At 48.1% G+C, this 17,564-nt stretch carries 16 protein-coding genes; 12 read left to right on the top strand and 4 right to left on the bottom strand.

Annotation, left to right across the window (positions count from 1 at the left end):
- Positions 1-56: 56 nt before the first annotated feature.
- Positions 57-857: a class I SAM-dependent methyltransferase gene (locus ACY2RR_RS18645; RefSeq protein ID WP_490109685.1), complete on the top strand. Its 801-nt coding sequence runs from the start codon at positions 57-59 to the stop codon at positions 855-857.
- Here the strand turns inward: ACY2RR_RS18645 and ACY2RR_RS18640 are convergent.
- Positions 851-2,464 (bottom strand): peptide ABC transporter substrate-binding protein, encoded by a 1,614-nt coding sequence (locus ACY2RR_RS18640; RefSeq protein WP_490109684.1) that lies wholly within the window; start codon positions 2,462-2,464, stop codon positions 851-853. The genes ACY2RR_RS18645 and ACY2RR_RS18640 overlap by 7 nt on opposite strands.
- A gap of 100 nt (positions 2,465-2,564) precedes the next feature.
- Between ACY2RR_RS18640 and ACY2RR_RS18635 the strand changes: the two genes are divergently transcribed.
- From ACY2RR_RS18635 to ACY2RR_RS18620, 4 genes are all read left to right on the top strand, one after another.
- A complete protein-coding gene (locus ACY2RR_RS18635; protein ID WP_490109683.1) occupies positions 2,565-3,131 on the top strand; it encodes a hypothetical protein in 567 nt (188 codons plus the stop codon).
- A gap of 135 nt (positions 3,132-3,266) precedes the next feature.
- The gene (locus ACY2RR_RS18630) at positions 3,267-4,247 is read left to right on the top strand and encodes a tRNA-dihydrouridine synthase (protein ID WP_490109682.1); all 981 of its coding nucleotides are present in this window, start codon (positions 3,267-3,269) and stop codon (positions 4,245-4,247) included.
- Positions 4,247-6,226 carry a bifunctional tRNA (5-methylaminomethyl-2-thiouridine)(34)-methyltransferase MnmC2/FAD-dependent 5-carboxymethylaminomethyl-2-thiouridine(34) oxidoreductase MnmC1 gene (gene mnmC / locus ACY2RR_RS18625; protein ID WP_490109681.1) on the top strand — a complete coding sequence of 660 codons (1,980 nt, stop codon included), beginning with the start codon at positions 4,247-4,249 and terminating at the stop codon, positions 6,224-6,226. The genes ACY2RR_RS18630 and mnmC overlap by 1 nt, the downstream gene beginning before the upstream one ends.
- Positions 6,227-6,310: 84 nt before the next feature.
- Entirely contained in the window at positions 6,311-7,315 is a 1,005-nt protein-coding gene (locus ACY2RR_RS18620; protein ID WP_490109680.1) for a hypothetical protein, read from the top strand.
- 17 nt (positions 7,316-7,332) lie between these two features.
- Here the strand turns inward: ACY2RR_RS18620 and msrA are convergent, their stop codons facing one another.
- Both msrA and ACY2RR_RS18610 read right to left on the bottom strand, forming a co-directional pair.
- Positions 7,333-7,962 (bottom strand): peptide-methionine (S)-S-oxide reductase MsrA, encoded by a 630-nt coding sequence (gene msrA / locus ACY2RR_RS18615; protein WP_490109679.1) that lies wholly within the window; start codon positions 7,960-7,962, stop codon positions 7,333-7,335.
- Positions 7,963-8,025: 63 nt separating this feature from the next.
- Entirely contained in the window at positions 8,026-8,865 is an 840-nt protein-coding gene (locus tag ACY2RR_RS18610; protein ID WP_490109678.1) for a M23 family metallopeptidase, read from the bottom strand.
- A gap of 78 nt (positions 8,866-8,943) precedes the next feature.
- Here ACY2RR_RS18610 and ACY2RR_RS18605 point away from each other — a divergent pair, with 78 nt between their 5' ends.
- Positions 8,944-9,108, top strand: coding sequence for a hypothetical protein (locus ACY2RR_RS18605; protein ID WP_490109677.1), 165 nt, complete (start codon positions 8,944-8,946; stop codon positions 9,106-9,108).
- Here ACY2RR_RS18605 and hemG read toward each other — a convergent pair.
- On the bottom strand, positions 9,105-9,665 hold the full coding sequence (gene hemG, locus ACY2RR_RS18600) for a menaquinone-dependent protoporphyrinogen IX dehydrogenase (RefSeq protein ID WP_490109676.1): 561 nt from the start codon (positions 9,663-9,665) through the stop codon (positions 9,105-9,107). The two genes, ACY2RR_RS18605 and hemG, sit on opposite strands and share 4 nt — an antisense overlap.
- 186 nt (positions 9,666-9,851) lie before the next feature.
- Between hemG and ACY2RR_RS18595 the strand changes: the two genes are divergently transcribed.
- The 6 genes from ACY2RR_RS18595 to ACY2RR_RS18570 all read left to right on the top strand — a co-directional run bounded on the left by ACY2RR_RS18595 (position 9,852) and on the right by ACY2RR_RS18570 (position 17,508).
- The gene (locus ACY2RR_RS18595) at positions 9,852-10,451 is read left to right on the top strand and encodes a NapC/NirT family cytochrome c (RefSeq protein WP_490109675.1); all 600 of its coding nucleotides are present in this window, start codon (positions 9,852-9,854) and stop codon (positions 10,449-10,451) included.
- Between the two features lie 14 nt (positions 10,452-10,465).
- The gene (locus ACY2RR_RS18590) at positions 10,466-12,439 is read left to right on the top strand and encodes a heme lyase CcmF/NrfE family subunit (protein WP_490109674.1); all 1,974 of its coding nucleotides are present in this window, start codon (positions 10,466-10,468) and stop codon (positions 12,437-12,439) included.
- A 1-nt stretch (position 12,440) separates the two neighbouring features.
- A complete protein-coding gene (gene nrfA / locus ACY2RR_RS18585) occupies positions 12,441-13,859 on the top strand; it encodes an ammonia-forming cytochrome c nitrite reductase (RefSeq protein WP_490109673.1) in 1,419 nt (472 codons plus the stop codon).
- Between the two features lie 148 nt (positions 13,860-14,007).
- Complete coding sequence (locus tag ACY2RR_RS18580; RefSeq protein WP_490109672.1) at positions 14,008-14,715, top strand: transposase; 708 nt, start codon at positions 14,008-14,010, stop codon at positions 14,713-14,715.
- A 288-nt stretch (positions 14,716-15,003) separates the two neighbouring features.
- On the top strand, positions 15,004-15,492 hold the full coding sequence (locus ACY2RR_RS18575; RefSeq protein WP_490109671.1) for an Hcp family type VI secretion system effector: 489 nt from the start codon (positions 15,004-15,006) through the stop codon (positions 15,490-15,492).
- Between the two features lie 159 nt (positions 15,493-15,651).
- The gene (locus ACY2RR_RS18570) at positions 15,652-17,508 is read left to right on the top strand and encodes a type VI secretion system Vgr family protein (protein WP_490109670.1); all 1,857 of its coding nucleotides are present in this window, start codon (positions 15,652-15,654) and stop codon (positions 17,506-17,508) included.
- Positions 17,509-17,564: the final 56 nt, after the last annotated feature.

Here is a 17,564-nt window from a genome sequence, read left to right as displayed (position 1 = left end):
CGCCGTATAAGCATTATTCTACACTGGGTGGCTTTCTGTCCTGAGAAGCATTCAATATGACCGAGCCACACAACGAAGTCAGTGCACAGGTTTGGAATCAGGGAGGGAGCAACTATAACCTCATCAGTTTTGCCATAGCGGATGCTCTGGCACATGCCGCCCAGGTGCTAACCCCCGAAAGTGGCGAGAAGATTCTTGATGTGGCAACAGGAACAGGGTGGTCTGCCCGCAACGCAGCTCTTTTAGGTGCAGATGTTACAGCTGTGGATATAGCCGACACATTATTAAGTTCCGCCCGCGAACTCTCTAAAGACATTACACCTCAAATTGACTACCAACATGCTGACGCAGAGTCCCTCCCTTTTGACGATGCCAGCTTTGACGCAGTCATCTCTACATTTGGCGTTATGTTCATAGGTAACCCGGAACAGGGTGCAAACGAGCTCAGTCGTGTATGCAAACCCGGCGGGCGTCTTGTATTAACAACCTGGGATGCGAATCCAGATGAATATATTGGCCAGTTTTTTGCCCTGATCAGCAAATACCGGGAAGCCCCTCTTACCCAGCCGTCACCTTTGGAGTGGGGACACATTCATCGAATAAACGAACTACTGGGAAGCAACTTTGATATTCACTCGCAATACAGAACAACAACCCTTTATGTCCCCTCCGCTGAGCAACTCTGGGAAAGATTTGCCACTTCGTTTGGACCATTGAAAGTCATCTATGAAAACCTTGCATCCAGTAAGCAAACCGAAATGTATAAAGACTTTATAGATCTTCATGGCCGGTTTCAGAACCGCTTTGGATTGCAAATAGACCGCAGCTATCTGCTTATTCGTGGTATTCGTTATTGACCAATAGAGGAGCCAGACTTCCAGTAAAAGTTTCTTGAGTAGCCTGTACTTTTGGGATTATTCAGGGGATAGCCGCCTAGTTCAGGATGCACAAGGAAAACCCGGGTACTGTGGAATAAAGGGATAATAGGCATATCCTCCACCAGCTGTTGCTCGGCTATACCGTACAACTGGTTGCGTGCTCCTTCGTCTTGCTCAAGCCGGCTTCGTTGTATCAGCCGATCAAACGCTTCTGAAACATAACGGCTGTGATTACTGCTATGACCCGACGCCATAATATTCAGCATGGTGCTCGCTTCGTTGTAATCCGCCAGCCAGACACTCACCAGCGCCTGAAAATCCCCAGAGGTTCTGCGAGCATGATAATCACCGGCTTCCACACTGGTCATTTGTACTTGCACGCCAATCTGCTTCCACATTTGACCAATAGCAACGACCGCCTTTCTAGTGCTCTCCCTTGCTCGGTAAACAAGCTCAATACGCAGAGGATGGGATTCACTATAACCAGCCTTTCTGAGCAGCTTTTTACTCTGTTTTATACGTTCTGCCATAGAAAGCATTTGATAGGGTATGTCTGGCAGCTGAAAACCCTGAACAACAGGAGGCGTAAGTGTATAGGCCGGAAGATTTCCCTGGGCAATAACTTTATCGGCAAGCACTTCCCTATTAATTGAATAGGACAATGCTCGGCGAACACGCTCACTCTTAACCACTGGGTTTTCGGTATTTAAAGAAATAAACACTGTGCCAATAAAAGGCGTACTCATTAACTCCTTTGGTCTGTCCTTTTTGAGTTGGGCAACATATTCAACAGGTACGCCCTGGGTTAGATGAATCTCACCGGTTTTATAACGATTCAGCTCTCCAATACCGGTTACAGGGAGAAATACCACATTATTAATTCGTGTATTAACATCATTCCAATACTGTAGATTTCTAATAATCTCTACTTTATCGTTCACAACCCACTGTTTCAGAACATAGGCCCCATTTCCAACCAGATGCTCGGGAAGAGTCCAATCCTTACCCCATCGTTCAACTGTTTTCTTATGAACGGGGGCCATGTTCATCATGGTCAGCATTTTTATGAAATAAGGCAGAGGACTGGTTAAATTGACCTGCAAGGTTCGTTTATCAATAGCCTTTACACCTAATGTCTCAGGCGGCTTTTCTCCACGAATAATCTCAGTAGCATTCACAACCATCGCCGCATCCAGATACCAGGCATAGGGAGAACCGGTAGCCGGAGAAATCAGTCGCAGCCAGCTGTATTCAAAATCCTGAGCTGTTACAGAATCACCGTTTGACCAACGGGCGTTTTCTCTGATTTTGAAGGTATAGGTTTGGCCATCGTTTGATATCGACCAAGATTCTGCCTGCCCGGGGATAATGCCACCCAGATCATCGTGAACGACAAGACCTTCAAACAAATCCCTTTGTATGCGGAAATCAACAGCTGATTCGGTATGGTGAGGATCCAGAGACTGAGGTTCTGCACCATTACCAATCACCAGTGGACGCTCCGCAGCCAGAACCGAGCTAACGAATAGCCCTAGCAACAACCAAGCAAGGAAAAGTCCAAACTTTGTTCGACTAATTGCTGACAAAAGCACTTTACCCCTCTCCAATACCGACATAAGTCTGATGGCTCATCTCCTAAGCCCCTCTCATACTTTAAAACAACAGAAATTCAGTGAGGGGATTCACATGCAAATTATGAATTTGGGACAATACTTTTTTGGGTGCAACAGAGAGCTATCCAAAACTGACAGGCACGACACCGCCGATCTCACCCGTGAAATTCCACTGCTATCTGGTCAAGAATTCATAGACGTTGGCCGCTCGTTGTTAAATCGAGCTGTTAACTACCTTGCAGACGTTCACAACTACTTTATAGCCGAGCATGATGCCAATGAAGACATGCTGGACGATCTTGTACCTGACAAAATCACGACCCCAAACGAGCTTTTTGCTAACGAGGACTGCAGAAAAATCATCACAGATATTTATACAAGCTGGGAGCTGGGCTTGCTGACTGTAGACGAACTAACGGATGCTGCGGCAACGCTCTATAACACCCACGGTGTTGACCTTATCAACCAAACCCTTGAGGAACTGGCTCAATCGAATCCTAAACTTGTTGACACATTCACCAAAGCTTTCTGGAACGAGGCCAAAGCTTTGAAAGGAGATGAATATACGTGTGAAGTTCACCCACGTTTTCTACTTCTAACGGAAAGAAACCGGCAGAACATGCCCGAAAGCTGGCGATAATCTTTAAACTTCATATCAAAAAAGTGAAAGGGGGGGAGTTGCTGTAAGCAACTCCCCCCCTTTCACTTTTTTGTTGGTATTTTCTTGTACTCGTCATAGGATTGCTGGCTGTTTAATCTGACTGCCTCTTATTCTGTGAAAATCACCCTTGCCCCAATGGAAGGCGTTGCCGACTACCTGACCCGCCAGTTGATCACCGGCACCGGCGGCTATGACTTGTGTGTAACGGAATTTATCCGTATTACCGATACTGTTTATCCCGCCAGTGTGTTCTATCGTTTGTGCCCGGAGCTGCGTCACGGCAGCCAGACACTGGGGGGCACTCCTGTTCATACACAGCTTCTGGGCAACCATATTACCCTGATGGCTGAAAACGCCTGCAAGGCAGTTCAGCTTGGAGCACGGGGGATCGATCTGAATTTTGGCTGCCCGGCAAAAACCGTAAATCGCCACAAAGGCGGGGCAGCGCTGTTAAAAGAACCAGAGACAATTTTCCGATTGGTTGAAGCGGTTCGCAGACAGGTTCCTGCAGAGGTTCCGGTCACAGCCAAAATGCGTCTGGGTTACGACAGCTCAGAACAGGCTATGGATATTGCCTGCGGAATTGAGGCAGCTGGTGCGAATGGTTTAACCATTCATGCCCGTACCCGCAAAGAAGGTTATCGCCCACCAGCTCACTGGGAAAAACTGGCAGAAATCCGGGAACAGCTGTCCATTCCCCTCACGGCCAACGGTGAAATCTGGACCGTTGATGATTACCACAAATGTCGCACCATCAGCGACTGTGAAGATGTAATGATCGGCCGCGGTGCAGTCAGTCGCCCACTGTTGGGATGTGAGATCAAGGCCTCGCAAAAGAGCGAAGATCACAGCGCTATTGATAACTGGACGAATACCTTAGCCATACTGAAAAGCTTTGCTGAGCAGACTCTCGCTATTGCCGATGATGATGTGCATCTTTATGGCATAGTGAACCCACAGCGTTATCTGGCAGACCGCATTAAGCAATGGTTGCGTATGATGACCAAAGGACATCAGGAAGCGGCAACACTCTTTGATACAATCAAACGCCAGACCTGTGCCCAGAGTATTTTGACCGAATTAAAAGCCGCCTGATGACCACCAGCACGCCAATTAAAAATGCCACCCTTTCATGGGATGAAAACGGACAGCCGATTTCAAGTCAGTTCAATGATGTGTACTTCACCAGCGTATCCGGTCTGGAAGAAAGCCGTTACGTGTTTATTGAACAGAATGATTTGTCACAGCGTTTTTCCGACCTGCCGGAGCATGATGTATTTACTATTGCCGAAACCGGCTTTGGTACAGGTTTAAACTTTCTGTGCACTTGGCAGTGTTTTTTGGAACATGCGCCGGCAACCGCCCGTCTGCATTTTGTGTCTGTGGAAAAGTTTCCACTCAGCCGAGACGACCTGACCAAAGCTTTGGCACTGTGGCCAGAGCTGCGCGAATCAGCGGAACAACTGTCGCAACAATACCCCGGAAATATTCCCGGCTTTCACCGTCGTAATTTCCAAAATAATCGTATTCATCTGACTTTAATTGTTGCGGATGTCCATAAGGCACTGCCAAATATTGAAGGTCAGGTAAACGCCTGGTTTCTGGATGGCTTTGCCCCATCGAAAAATCCGGATATGTGGCAGTCAGAGCTGTTTCAAAACATGGTGGACAAATCTGCCGCTGATGCCACCTACTCCACATTTACCGTTGCCCGAATGGTACGCCACGGTATTGCTGACGCAGGTATAACCATGACCAGAGTGCTTGGTTTTGGCAAAAAGCGGGAAATGATTCGCGGAACAGTTCCTTCCACCAGAAAGAAGGAAAGCAAACCCTGGTTAAAACCTGTAGCTGCATCACACAATCAAAAGCAGGCCGTTGTGGTAGGTGCAGGCCTTGCTGGTGCATCCACCGCAAGAGCTTTGGCTGACAGGGGCTGGAAAGTCACAGTATTGGACAAAAAAACCTCTCCAGCCGGTGGCGCTTCCGGCAACCCTCAGGGAATGCTGTATACCCGTTTATCCGCCCATGATACCCCGCTAACGCAGCTGGTTTTGCAAGGGTACCGCCACAGTATTAATACTTTCACCCAACTCGCTGATGATCTTTATCACCCTGTTGGCATTGTGCAGTTACCAGATTCAGAGAAGGAAGAAACCCGTCAGCAGCAATTAGTTGACTGCAGCCGTTTCGACAGCATTCTTGTAAGTAAAACAGCTGAAGAACTCTCCCACATTGCTGGAACTGACATTCCGAAAAATGGCTTATGGTTTGAGGATGGTGGCTGGGTTAGCCCACCAGAGGTGGTAAAAACATTGCTGGATCACAGCAATATCACCTTTCAGGGAGAGAGTTCAGTAAAAACTCTGGAGCGTATCAACAATAGCTGGAACCTTGTTTTAGAGAACGGCGAGAAACTTAACAGCCCGGTAGCCATCATCGCCTGCGGCCATCAGTCCAGTGAACTTGCTCAAACTTCCCATCTGCCACTGAAAAGTATTCGCGGTCAGATAACGGTAGTTCCCGCCACTCAGGCCAGCCAGGAACTGAAAACTGTGCTGTGCGAAGAAGGTTATATTGCTCCAGCAACCCATGGCAAACACACGCTGGGAGCGACATTCCACTTTCACGATAAAGATGAGAACTGCCGGAGCGCCGATCATCAAGCCAATCTCGATACCATCAAAAGCTTTGCTCCTTCGGTCGCTGAAGCACTTGCGTTTGACCAGCTGAATCCGGACGAACTGGAAGGTCGCACGGGATTTCGCTGCACCACGCCAGACTATCTGCCGGTTGTGGGCCCGATTATGGACGAGCCAGAGTTCAAACAGCGGTTTGCCGCTCTTAAGAAAAATGCCAAAACCCTCATCGACCAGCCTATGCCCTGGCTGGAAGGTCTTTATATTAATGCCGGACACGGTTCCCGGGGGCTAGTCACCTGCCCACTGTCAGGAGAGATTCTGGCCTGCCAGATTACCGGTGAAGCTTCCCCAGTATCCATGAATCTTGTTGCTGAACTTCATCCCGGCCGCTTTCCCGCCAGAGAGCTGATAAAAGGCAAAAAGACATCTTAATAATGATGGGGGCTTGTCCCCCATCTGCATCACCACCCCGAACCGCCTACTCTTCTAACAGGGAAACGAAAAAGGAAGAGAGGGATGGAGACGCGAAAGTCATCAGGCTCATCAGGTGCAAACTGGCGTACAGCCTCTCAACCTGTACCACAGCCAGTGGAAAGAAAGGGCCTATGGAGCTCCATTAAATCCAAGATCATCTATATCTGTAACAAGATCATAAATGCCCTGTCGGATAAAAAAATCAGTGAACGCTCTATCAGCCTTTCTGAAATATCCGCATCTTCGACACAGGTAAAAACGTCTGACTTTGGCACAGACACACCGGAATGGAACACACAAACCTCAGTTTCCGATCGGGAAACCCAGACAGCATCGCCCCTGACAAAGTCCGCTGGCACCCAGACCAACCTCTCCCATCTGCAGGAAACCAAACTGCTTGCCGTTAAAATCAAACGCCTTGAGCTGGAAATAGGGAATTTGCGGGAGATCAACTCGGAGTGGCGAGAGAAGAACGATCTTCAACGCCAGGAACTTATCGGTCAAAAGCATCAGATTCTGCAACAGTCCCGAGCGTTGGAAACAAGCACAAGAGAACTTGAACATACCAGGGAAGAGGCGGCCCAGCTGGAGAAAATAGCCGCATTATCAGACATCATTATAAAAATGCAGGATGACCTGACTCGCCAGATGTTCCAGAAAACCATGACTCTGGAAACAGCCTTAGTTAATCAGCAAATCAGTCATACCATATCGGAAACGGCTATTGCTGAACTGGAACTGCAACTGTCTGAAGCTCGCACGGAAACAGCTCATATACAGGACCTGATGGAAGCCACGGAAGATGTTCTTCAGGCTCACGAAGACCTGCGGGATGCCCTTCATGCGGCCTATATGGAAAAGGCTGAGGGTCTGGACGAAGAGTCCCGCCAACATCGCCAGCTACAGAGCGATGTGCGGAGTCATAAGGAGAAGCTACATGCCTCGGTACAGGCTTTGCAAACCGTGACCGAGCGGTTGAAAGAAAAATATCCTGACGTTCCGCTCACTCAGGCAGTAGACTCTCTGAGAAACTTTAAACCCTATTAAAAGAAATATTTCTCACCTTACGGCAGGGGGCAGACAACACCTGTTCCCTTCAAACCACAGTAGCCATCAGGGTTTCTGGCCAGATATTGCTGATGATAAGTTTCCGCATAATAAAAGGTATCCAGGGGCGCAATTTCTGTGGTGATCGCACCCAGGCCTTTTTCTGAAAGCTCCCGCTGAAAAACTTCCAGAGTATCTTTTACCACGCTCAATTGTTCAGCCGTGGTTGTATAAATCGCGGAACGATATTGGGTGCCAATATCATTTCCCTGCCGCATACCTTCTGTTGGGTTGTGCTGTTCCCAGAACAGGGCAAGCAGCTTTTCCAGTGAAATAATCGCAGGATCAAAAACGATCCTGACCACTTCACTGTGACCAGTTTCTCCAGTACACACCTGTGAATAGGTTGGGTTTTTGGTAAAACCGCCAGCGTAGCCAACCATCGTCAAATGAATGCCTTCCTGTTGCCAGAACAGTCGTTCAGCACCCCAGAAACACCCCATTCCAACAACAATCTCCTGCATATTCTCAGGCCAGGGCGGCAACAGGGAACGATTAAAAACCACATGAGGTTCCGTAACCCCCATAGGCTCAGCCGCACCGACCAAAGCCTGCTCAGAAGTCACCATTGTTGTTACACCGGCCATAAACTTGTTCCTTACAACTACTTAAGAAGGTACCGCATGAATAACTCTTTACGGGAATAACACTTATTCGGATTCAGGTTCTGAACCAACAGGGTAGTCCTGCATAACCAGCTCTGGGTCCAAGCGCACAGAACCCCAGTTAATTCGCCAGTCCAGATGTGCCCCTGTCACCCGTCCTGTCGCGCCAACTTCAGCCACAGGCTGCCCTTGCCGGACAATATCACCCTGCTTCACCAACAGTTTACTTAAATGCAGAAAACTGCTGGTAACACCCATACCATGATCAACAATCAACGTTCCGCCAGAAAAATACATATCCGGGTGAGCAAGAACAACCGTTCCCGCTGCCGGTGAAAGTACGGGTGTTCCTACCGGGGCAGCATAATCCAGCCCATAGTGCGGGCGACGTGGCTTACCATTAAAATAACGCTGACTACCATAAACACCGGTAATCGGCCCATCGACTGGTTGTAGAAAACCATCAAGAAAATCATCTCTGGGTGTTCGTCTTGATCGGGCTTCACCTATCTGCCTGTTGTCGTTTTTTATACGAAGCAGTCTGCTTTCTGGTGGGGTCACATATTTGCCAGCAACACCTTCTATACGCTGAATTTTGTAATCCCTTGGGGTTAGCTGCAAAACATAAGTTGTTCGTTTACCACTGGGGGTTTCCACAACATAACTCTGCTCCAGCTCTGCATCACGACCAAAGCCAATTACAAAGTCACCTTCAGCTGTCTGCATAACAAGTTGCTCTTTATAGAACACCTTGTTGCCCGGAGTTGTTTTGCCTAGGTAAAGGCTACCCTGCATTAGAGTTTGTTCCGGATCAGTTGGCACCTCTCCGAAAACTGTTCCGGAAGCAACCAGAAACGGTATGACCAACAGAGATAAAAACCTCATTTTTAAACACCCCTTCCCTGACAGATCTCATTTCTGTTTATATAGTAAAAAAACAGTCAACAAAATAAAGGTGTCACCATGGATCCGTTAACCGCTGATCACATCATACTGACCCTGACCATTGTTATGCCAGTAATCTATGGCTGTACTCTTCTGGCGTCTTTATATATGGATGTGGAGCGTGACGATGTTCACCACCAGTCGGTACACACCCATGACAGGAAATCCAAAAAGCGAAATTAGTTGCCACTGTTGAGACTGTTGCTGTTGAGGTAATCGACATACCCCTGGGCAAATGTTTTTACTCTTGCCCAGGATGTGTACTCGATATCTTTTGAAGCATCGGTGTTTCCGCCGGTTATCTTCATAATCAGCTGAATCATAACCCGGTCAAGCCAGCCATAACGGCTGTAGAGAAGGGAGCCTGCCAGAACGCCGAGATACTCGGGCTGCCAAGGGCTTTTTTTCAAGAACTTCTGCATATAACGATTAGTCAGGGGATCCTGTTTTTCCGGTTTTCTGGCCGTCAGGTTCACGCTGAAAAAACCACCTTTCATGCTCTTCAACATATCCTGATGGGTATCGATAAACGTTCGGGCAACCGGCAAATGGTATCCGTAGCGAATCGGAGCCCCAATCAAAACCGAGTCAAACTCTGACAGGGAAAGTTCTGAAGAGAGAGTATCCAGATTTTCCAGTTGCACATTCAAACCGGCTAATTCCATATCTTCGGAAATAACTTTGGCAATGCGTGCAGTTTGCCCGTCGTGGGACGCATAAAGAACAAGATGAAGAGACACAGACGTTTCCAGTAAATAGAGATACGAATTACTACAGCTTTCCTATGTATTTTCCCCCGCCAATCTTTACGAAGTTTTGATAATCATCAAGAAACTGTTTGCACAATCAACGGACAATTGTAGTTAGAAATCAAAAAACCAACACCGATTTGCCAACAGGACGCCAGACAGCTTCCGGGGAATGCCATGAGCCTTATTAAGAAACTGCGTGACTTTTTCTCAAAACCTTCTGCCCGGTATTCAGCCGGAGGTCTATTAGCCGTGGGAGCTGTTGGCGCCCTGATACTGTGGGGCGGCACATCAACCATGATGTCTGCAACCAGCACGACTGAATTCTGCATCAGCTGTCATGAAATAAACGACAATGCCTACGCAGAGTACAAGCAGACCATTCATTTTCAGAATAGCTCTGGTATTAAGGCCGAGTGTGCCGACTGTCATATCCCCCACGACTTCGTCGGAAAAATCATCAGAAAGATTGAAGCCTCTCGTGAAATTTATGGACACCTGACCGGAATAATCGACACTCCAGAAAAGTATGATGCCCACCGTCCGGCTATGGCCGCAAAGGTGTGGTCTGAAATGCGCGCCAATGATTCTGCCAACTGCCGCAGCTGCCACGTAAATCTGGAAGAAAACGTTGATCTTCAGTACACATGGGCAAGCAACAATCACAAGCGCATGGCAACTGAAAACCTGACCTGTATTGATTGTCATCAGGGTATTGCCCACAAGTTGTCGAATGCGAAGCTGATGTCCAAGTCCATCCCTCCAGTTAACCCCTGAACCGGTAACTGGATATGATTGCACATGCAGGCTTATGGCTCTTAGGGTTGGCAGCAACTGCTGCCCTGCTCTTAGCCTTACTGCCCATAGCTGAAAAGCATCGCACCCGGCTGCAAATCAGTCGCTGGCGCAGCACCTTGGCCATTACGCACTTTCTCTCACTGGCCTGTGCACTTGCCCTTCTGATTCAAGCCATGGCAACTCTGGATTTCTCCCTTGAGTATGTTGTTGGCCATACCAGTGTGCGCGTACCCATGCTTTATCGGGTTACAGGCACATGGGGCGGCCATGAAGGCTCTCTCCTGTTATGGACGACCATTGTCGCTGGCTGGATGCTGTTCTTTTTACGAAGCAACCAGAATCACGATACAAGCCGTTTATCTCTGTCTTTTATGGCGACCATCAGCCTTGGCTTTCATTGCCTGCTGTGGCTGTCTTCGCCTTTTATTGGCATTGAAGGTTCTATCCCTACTGACGGCAACGGCCTGAACCCAATGCTGCAGGATATTGGGCTGGCATTGCACCCTCCCATCCTGTACATCGGTTACGGTGGCATCATTACCATCTGTTCTCAGATCATGGCCGGTTTATGGCTACGCCAGCCTGTTGATAAATGGCTGCACGCTGTTCATCAAATGACAATGAGCACCTGGGGCTGGTTAACTCTGGGAATAGCTCTTGGCTGCTGGTGGGCCTACATGGAACTTGGCTGGGGCGGCTGGTGGTTCTGGGACCCAACAGAAAATGGTTCCCTGATGCCATGGCTGACTCTGACGGCACTGCTTCATGCCAATCTATTGAGTCGCAGAGGTATCAGAGCAGGACATGCAATAACAACTCTGGCTATCTCGTCCCTTGGTTTAATGCTGGTAGGAATGTTTATTGTTCGCTCGGGTGTTATGGCGTCTGTCCATTCCTTTACCCGCAGCCCTGCCCTTGGAACAACCATTCTTGCCTTTACCCTGCTGAGTACGGGTGCCGGGTTCCTGATACAGGTGCTGCGCCCACCTGTAGAAAAAGCCAGTCAGAAGATATTCAGTCGTACTGATATTGGACTGATTGCCAGCATTATTTTTTTCGTTATGGCCTGTGCCACCGTCCTTCTCGGAACTCTTTACCCCATTGTTCTGGATGTATTGAACCTGGGAAGAATTTCGGTTGGTGCTGCCTACTTCAATACGTTCTTTATTCCCATGACACTGGCAGCCGCTTTGCTGTTGGTACTGTGCGACAAAACCCTGAACCTAAAAGCTATTACAGCCTTGCTGATTCTTTCCTTGGCGTTGGGTTGCATTGCAAGCTTTGGAGTACTGGGAGAAGCAAGCCTTCTATCCATTTCGTCCCTCTCTATTGCGAGTCTGGTGACGCTGAATGAAATCAGAAAGCTGACCAGCTTTGGTTTTCGCCCGGCCACTCTGGCCCATATCGGTCTGGCTGTCGCAATCACAGGTTCAACCTTGTCTGACCTTGGGCTTGAGTCCATGGATCTGCGCATGGCGCCTTATCAGAGCGCGCAACTGGGCGACCTTGAGTTCCGCTTTACTGGCACAACACCGGTGATTGGCCCCAATTACCTTTCTGACCTTGGTTTCTTTGATGTTTCTGATAGCAGTCGTGCAATCACAGAGATCAGACCGGAAAAGCGTCTCTACCCGTACTTTGGCCAGGTGATGACCGAGGTTGGCAACCAGCCAGGGTGGAATCGGGACATTTATATCGCCTTAGGAGAACCATTTGACGATGGTTCCTGGGCGGTACGACTAAAGATCATCCCCTTTATCAGCCTGCTGTGGATTGGAGCCTTGCTGATGGTGATTGGCGGTTGGGCAAATCTGTTGATTCTGCCCTTACTCTCACGCCGTAAACGCACGAAAAACAAGCCAGTCGGCAAGGGGCTTTCTGCCACAGCTCTTTCGACTAACGCTGCTCTTTCAAGAAGCACAGCCGTGACATTAAACACTACAGACATCTCACATCGGGAGAAATAATATGCCTGGAATACGGACATTAGCCACAGGAGTGCTTGCTGCGCTCTTTACCACCGGAATACTGGCTAGTGGTATGGCCAGCGCGGGTGAACTTGGTGATGCGAAAAACGCCTCCTACAAAGAAGGTTTCCCCCGCCAGCACTCATCCTGGGAAAGCACTAAAGAGATGGACTTCAAGAGCAAACATCTTGGTAACAAGATGGAAGATATGCTTGAGAAAGATCCTCGCCTGGTTGTGCTCTGGGCAGGCTACGGATTCTCCAAAGACTACAACGCTCCACGTGGACACATGTATGCCATCACCGACATGCATAACACTCTGCGTACTGGTGCGCCTAAAGAACCAACTGATGGCCCAATGCCAAACGCCTGCTGGACCTGTAAGAGTACAGATGTCACCCGTCTGCTGAACGAACAGACCCGCGAAGAGTTCTTCACTGGCAAGTGGATCACTAAAGGGCCGGAGATTGCTAACCCAATCGGTTGTATCGACTGTCACGACACCACAAAAGAAGACATGCCTCTCAAGCCTGGTCGTCCATTTATGGAAGATGCCCTGAAAACCATGGGTAAAGATATGGCGAAGATGTCTACTCAGGACAAGAAGTCCGCAGTTTGCGCCCAGTGCCACGCGGAATACTATTTCTCAGGCAAAAACAAAGAAGTTGTCTTCCCTTGGGCCAAAGGGGTTGAAGGCGAGAACATTGAGAAGTACTACGATGAACTCAACTTCAAAGACTGGACTCATAAACTCTCCAAGGCGCCAATGTTGAAGGCCCAGCACCCTGGCTGGGAGATCTGGCAGAAAGGCGTTCATGGTCGTAACAATGTTGCCTGCGCCGACTGCCATATGCCTAAGCGCAGCGACAAAGGTATTACCTTTACCGATCACCGTGTAGTTAGCCCACTTCGCGACATGCAGGCGACCTGTAAGTCTTGCCACTCCCAGGATGAGCAGTACTTGCTGGACGTAACCTACGCCCGTCAGGAGCAGGTTGAAGAGATCAAGATCAAAGCTGAAGACGCCATTGTTCGTGCTCACATCGAAGCCAAAGCAGCATGGGATGCTGGTGCGAAAGAAGAAGAGATGCAAAACGCTCTGACTCTGATTCGTCACGCTCAATGGCGCTGGGATTACTCCATCGCTTCCCACGGTGCTTCCTTCCACGCACCTGAAGAAGTTCTGCGTCTTCTGGGTAGCGCTCTTGAGAAAGCCGGTGAAGCACGTGTAGAACTGTCTCGGGTTCTGGCCAAGCACGGCATTACTGATCCAGTTGTTATGCCTGATCTGTCCAGCAAAGCCAAAGCCCAGGCCTTTATCGGTCTGGATATGGACAAGCTGAACAGCGAAAAGGCAGAGTTCAAGAAGAACATTCTGCCTAAGTGGAAAGCTGAAGCGGAAGAAGCTGGTCTTCTGTAAAAACCAGCCCTGACAAAAAAGCCCGGAGTTCTCATTTCGGGCTTTTTTGTCAGGCTTGCAATTGCCTTCCCCTGCGGCAATTACGTATGATTACCTCCCATAATATGAATAATTCAAAAAGACTAACCAAAAGGATTTGTGGGAAGTCATGGGTCGGTTGTCACGAATTAATATCGTTGGTATTCCCCAACATATCGTTCAGACAGGGCATAATCGTCTGCCCTGTTTTTTTGATGCTGAAGACTACGAGTTCTATCTCAACAGCTTACGGGCGGCATCAGACCAGTATCAGGTAGAAATTCACGCTTATATCTTGCTGCCAAACTCTATCCAGATCATTGCAACCCCTCGCATTGATAAGGGCATCTCATCAATGATGCAGTCCCTAGGCAGACGCTATGTTCAGTATGTGAACCACCGTTATAAACGCTCAGGTACCTTATGGGAAGGACGCTATAAATCCAGCCTGATTGATTCTGAAAACTACCTGCTCACCTGTTACCGCTATGTAGAACTCCGGCCACTTCATTTGGGTTTGGTGGAAAACCTGGAAGATTATCCATGGTCCAGTTATCACCATCACTGTGGTGAAAAAACAGACTGGCTGATTCAGGATCATAAACTATTTAAAGCCCTTGGAAAAAATCGTAATGAACGATGTGATGCCTACAGCGAATCCTTCCGTTACAGGTTTGACCGCAGGTTGATTGATTTCATTGCCGAAACAGTCAACATGGGGCAGATACTTGGTGGTGATACTTTTAAAGACAAGATTGAAGAAATTGCTAATCACCGAGTCAGACCATTAAAGCGTGGACGACCTCGAAAGAAGAAAGTTGTTGAAGACTGCACCTAAAATAGTCTTCATAAAGTCGTGTCAGAGTCGAAGCAAATCAAAAATCAAACTCATATAAGAAACCCGCACGCTAGAGAGCTTCTTTTAAAGAAGCTTCCATAATAATTTTTAAAAAAAAACATGTAGAAAAAAAATAGTGTCAGAGTGGGTTTTAAATCCTGAATCCACTCTTCTCATTCCTTCAAAGCTCTGTTTATATTTCCTCCAAGTCAACTGTGAACACTTAACAAATGTTCACATGTTGAATACTCCCAAGCCATCCAATAAATACGAAAGAGGACTTCACTCATGGCTGTTTACATGAATTTCAACAGTAAAAAACCTGAAGGCAACGTAACCGCTAAAGGCTACGAAGGCTGGATTGAAGTTGATTCCTTCTCCTTTGGTGTTGGTCGTAGCATCACTATGGAAGCTGGTGCAATGTCTAACCGTGAAGCCAGCCGTCCTTCACTGAGTGAAGTGTCTGTGACCAAGGCTATGGACGCTGCTTCCGGTGGCCTGTTCAAAGAATCCGTAACTGGTTCTGAAGGTGTAACTGTTCTGATCGATATCGTTCAGACTGGTGCCAAGTCTGTACAGAAGTATGCTCAGTACACTCTGGAAGACTGCATTGTATCTTCTTACAGCGTTGGCGCCTCTGCCGGTGGTGCACCAACTGAGACTATCTCTCTGAGCTTTGCCAAGATCATTGGCGACCTGAGCCACGCAGACAAAACTCACAAGAACAAGCAGAACGCCAAGGTTGGTTACGACCTCACTACTGCAGAGCCTTTATAAGTCGCAACCTGCTGACCAGTATTGCGGAGGTTCTTCCAGAGCCTCCCCACATACTGAACGAACCTGCGATTTCAGGTTCAAAGACAGACACGCAGTACAGGCTTTGGGTCGGTTCTGCGTGCTTTTGTTTCCAATGCTTACACACGGAAGTTCTGCCACATGTCATCTCTGACTCAAGACAAACGTCTCGTCACCATTGAAACTCCTCTTGGTAAAGACGCGTTCGTTGTTCGTGAGCTTGAAGGTGAAGAAGCCATTTCTCAGCTTTTTTCATTTCACCTCAGCCTGCTTTCAGAAGACGACAACATTCAGCCAGAAAAAATTCTGGGCAAGCCAGCTACCCTGGCTATTCACAACTCTCCGGATAATCCCCGTTATATTCATGGTCATATCAATCGCTTTGTCGCCATGGATACCCAGGATGGTGAGAAGCGCCTGTATCAGGCAAGCATTGTCCCCGCCCTTTGGTTTACCACACTGGGCGGACAAAACCGTATTTTTGAAAATAAAGATTTTTCACAAATTATTCAGGAAGTATTGGGCGACTACAGCTCAGTATCATTCAGCAAGAACCTCGCGGGCAGCTATTTCAAACGCCGTTACTGCACCCAGTTTGAAGAAAGTGATTTCAACTTTATTTGTCGTCTGTTAGCTGAAGAAGGTGTGTGTTTTCATTTCGAACATACCAAAGGTTCTCACAAATTCTGTATTGCTGATAAGCCCAGCGCTTATCAAGCTGCACTGCAAAAACCAGTCCCTTATATTGGCTCCGGCAGCAACCCTCTGGAGAACAGTGTCAGCCACTGGCAGAGAAATTACAGCTATCACACAGCCAAAGTGGAATATCGCGATTACCAGCCATTTTCCGCATCCGAGTGGATGAAAAAAGAGATCAAAGAATCCACCACTACAAAAGCGTTAACCGGTGAAAAGCCTCTGCGGGAATACTATGGCCGCTTTCACTTTGAAAAAAAGACAGATAACCACACCAAGCTGACAGAGAAGAATACCAAACAGAAAGCCCGCAATATGATGCTCAGCCACGAAGGGGCTTTTGATACGGCCAATGGCCGCAGTTCATGTTGTGAACTCTATGCTGGCGGACAGTTTGACCTCGACCACACCATTCCCAGTGAAAAAGGCAAATACCTGGTTTCACAGATATCTCATTACGTACAGGACAGTAATGATCAGGATACGTTTTATATCAACCACTTTACCTGTCAGCCGTCTGATATTTTTGCTCCACCCTCACCCGATGAATACCGCCGCCTGATTCATACACCACACACAGCCAAAGTAATTGATGTACAGGCCGCTGGTGAGCAAGGCTCGGTAGATGCCCACACCCAGGTAAAAGTGCAGTTCCCCTGGAAAAGTAAGCAGGACAGCTGCTGGATTCGTGTTGTTCAATCTTATGCCGGTGCAGACTGGGGAGCGAACTTTGTTCCCCGTGTGGATCAGGAAGTGGTTGTTGAATACTTCAATGGTGATCCAGATCGCCCAGTGGTCACTGGCGCGCTCTACAACAGTGACAATAAAGGCCCCGGGTATTCCAAAACCCAAAGCGGCTGGAAGAGCCAGTGGGAAGGCAGTAAGTTCAACGAAATGCGCCTGGATGACAAGAAAGGCTCAGAAGAAATCTATTTTGAAGCGGGCAAAGACTGGAACGTTCTGGTTCACAACGACAACACCGAAACCGTAGAAAACGACCAAACCATCACCGTCACCAATAACCGGGACATTACCGTTTCTAAAGGTAATGAAACCAAAAAGGTTTCCAAAGGAACCCAGACAACAACGGTTCAGGGCGCCATAACCATCGAATCAAAAACCAGTATCACCCTGAAAGTCGGCAGCTCGGTTATCAAGATGACCCCCAGCGGTATTTCCGTTAAAGCAACGGATATTAAATCGAAGTCATCCATGTCCACCAAGGTTGAAGCTGGCCTGACTATGGATGTGAAAGGTGGAGCCATGACCAATGTCAAAGGCGCACTGGTGAAAATTAACTAAGCAGACTTGCGCTGAGAATAAACAGCCTTGAGCTCAAATAGTAAGCAGGCCTGATT

It is taken from the genome of Parendozoicomonas sp. 2304DJ65-17, from assembly GCF_058148445.1.
This window is presented reverse-complemented; position numbering and strand designations above follow the sequence as displayed.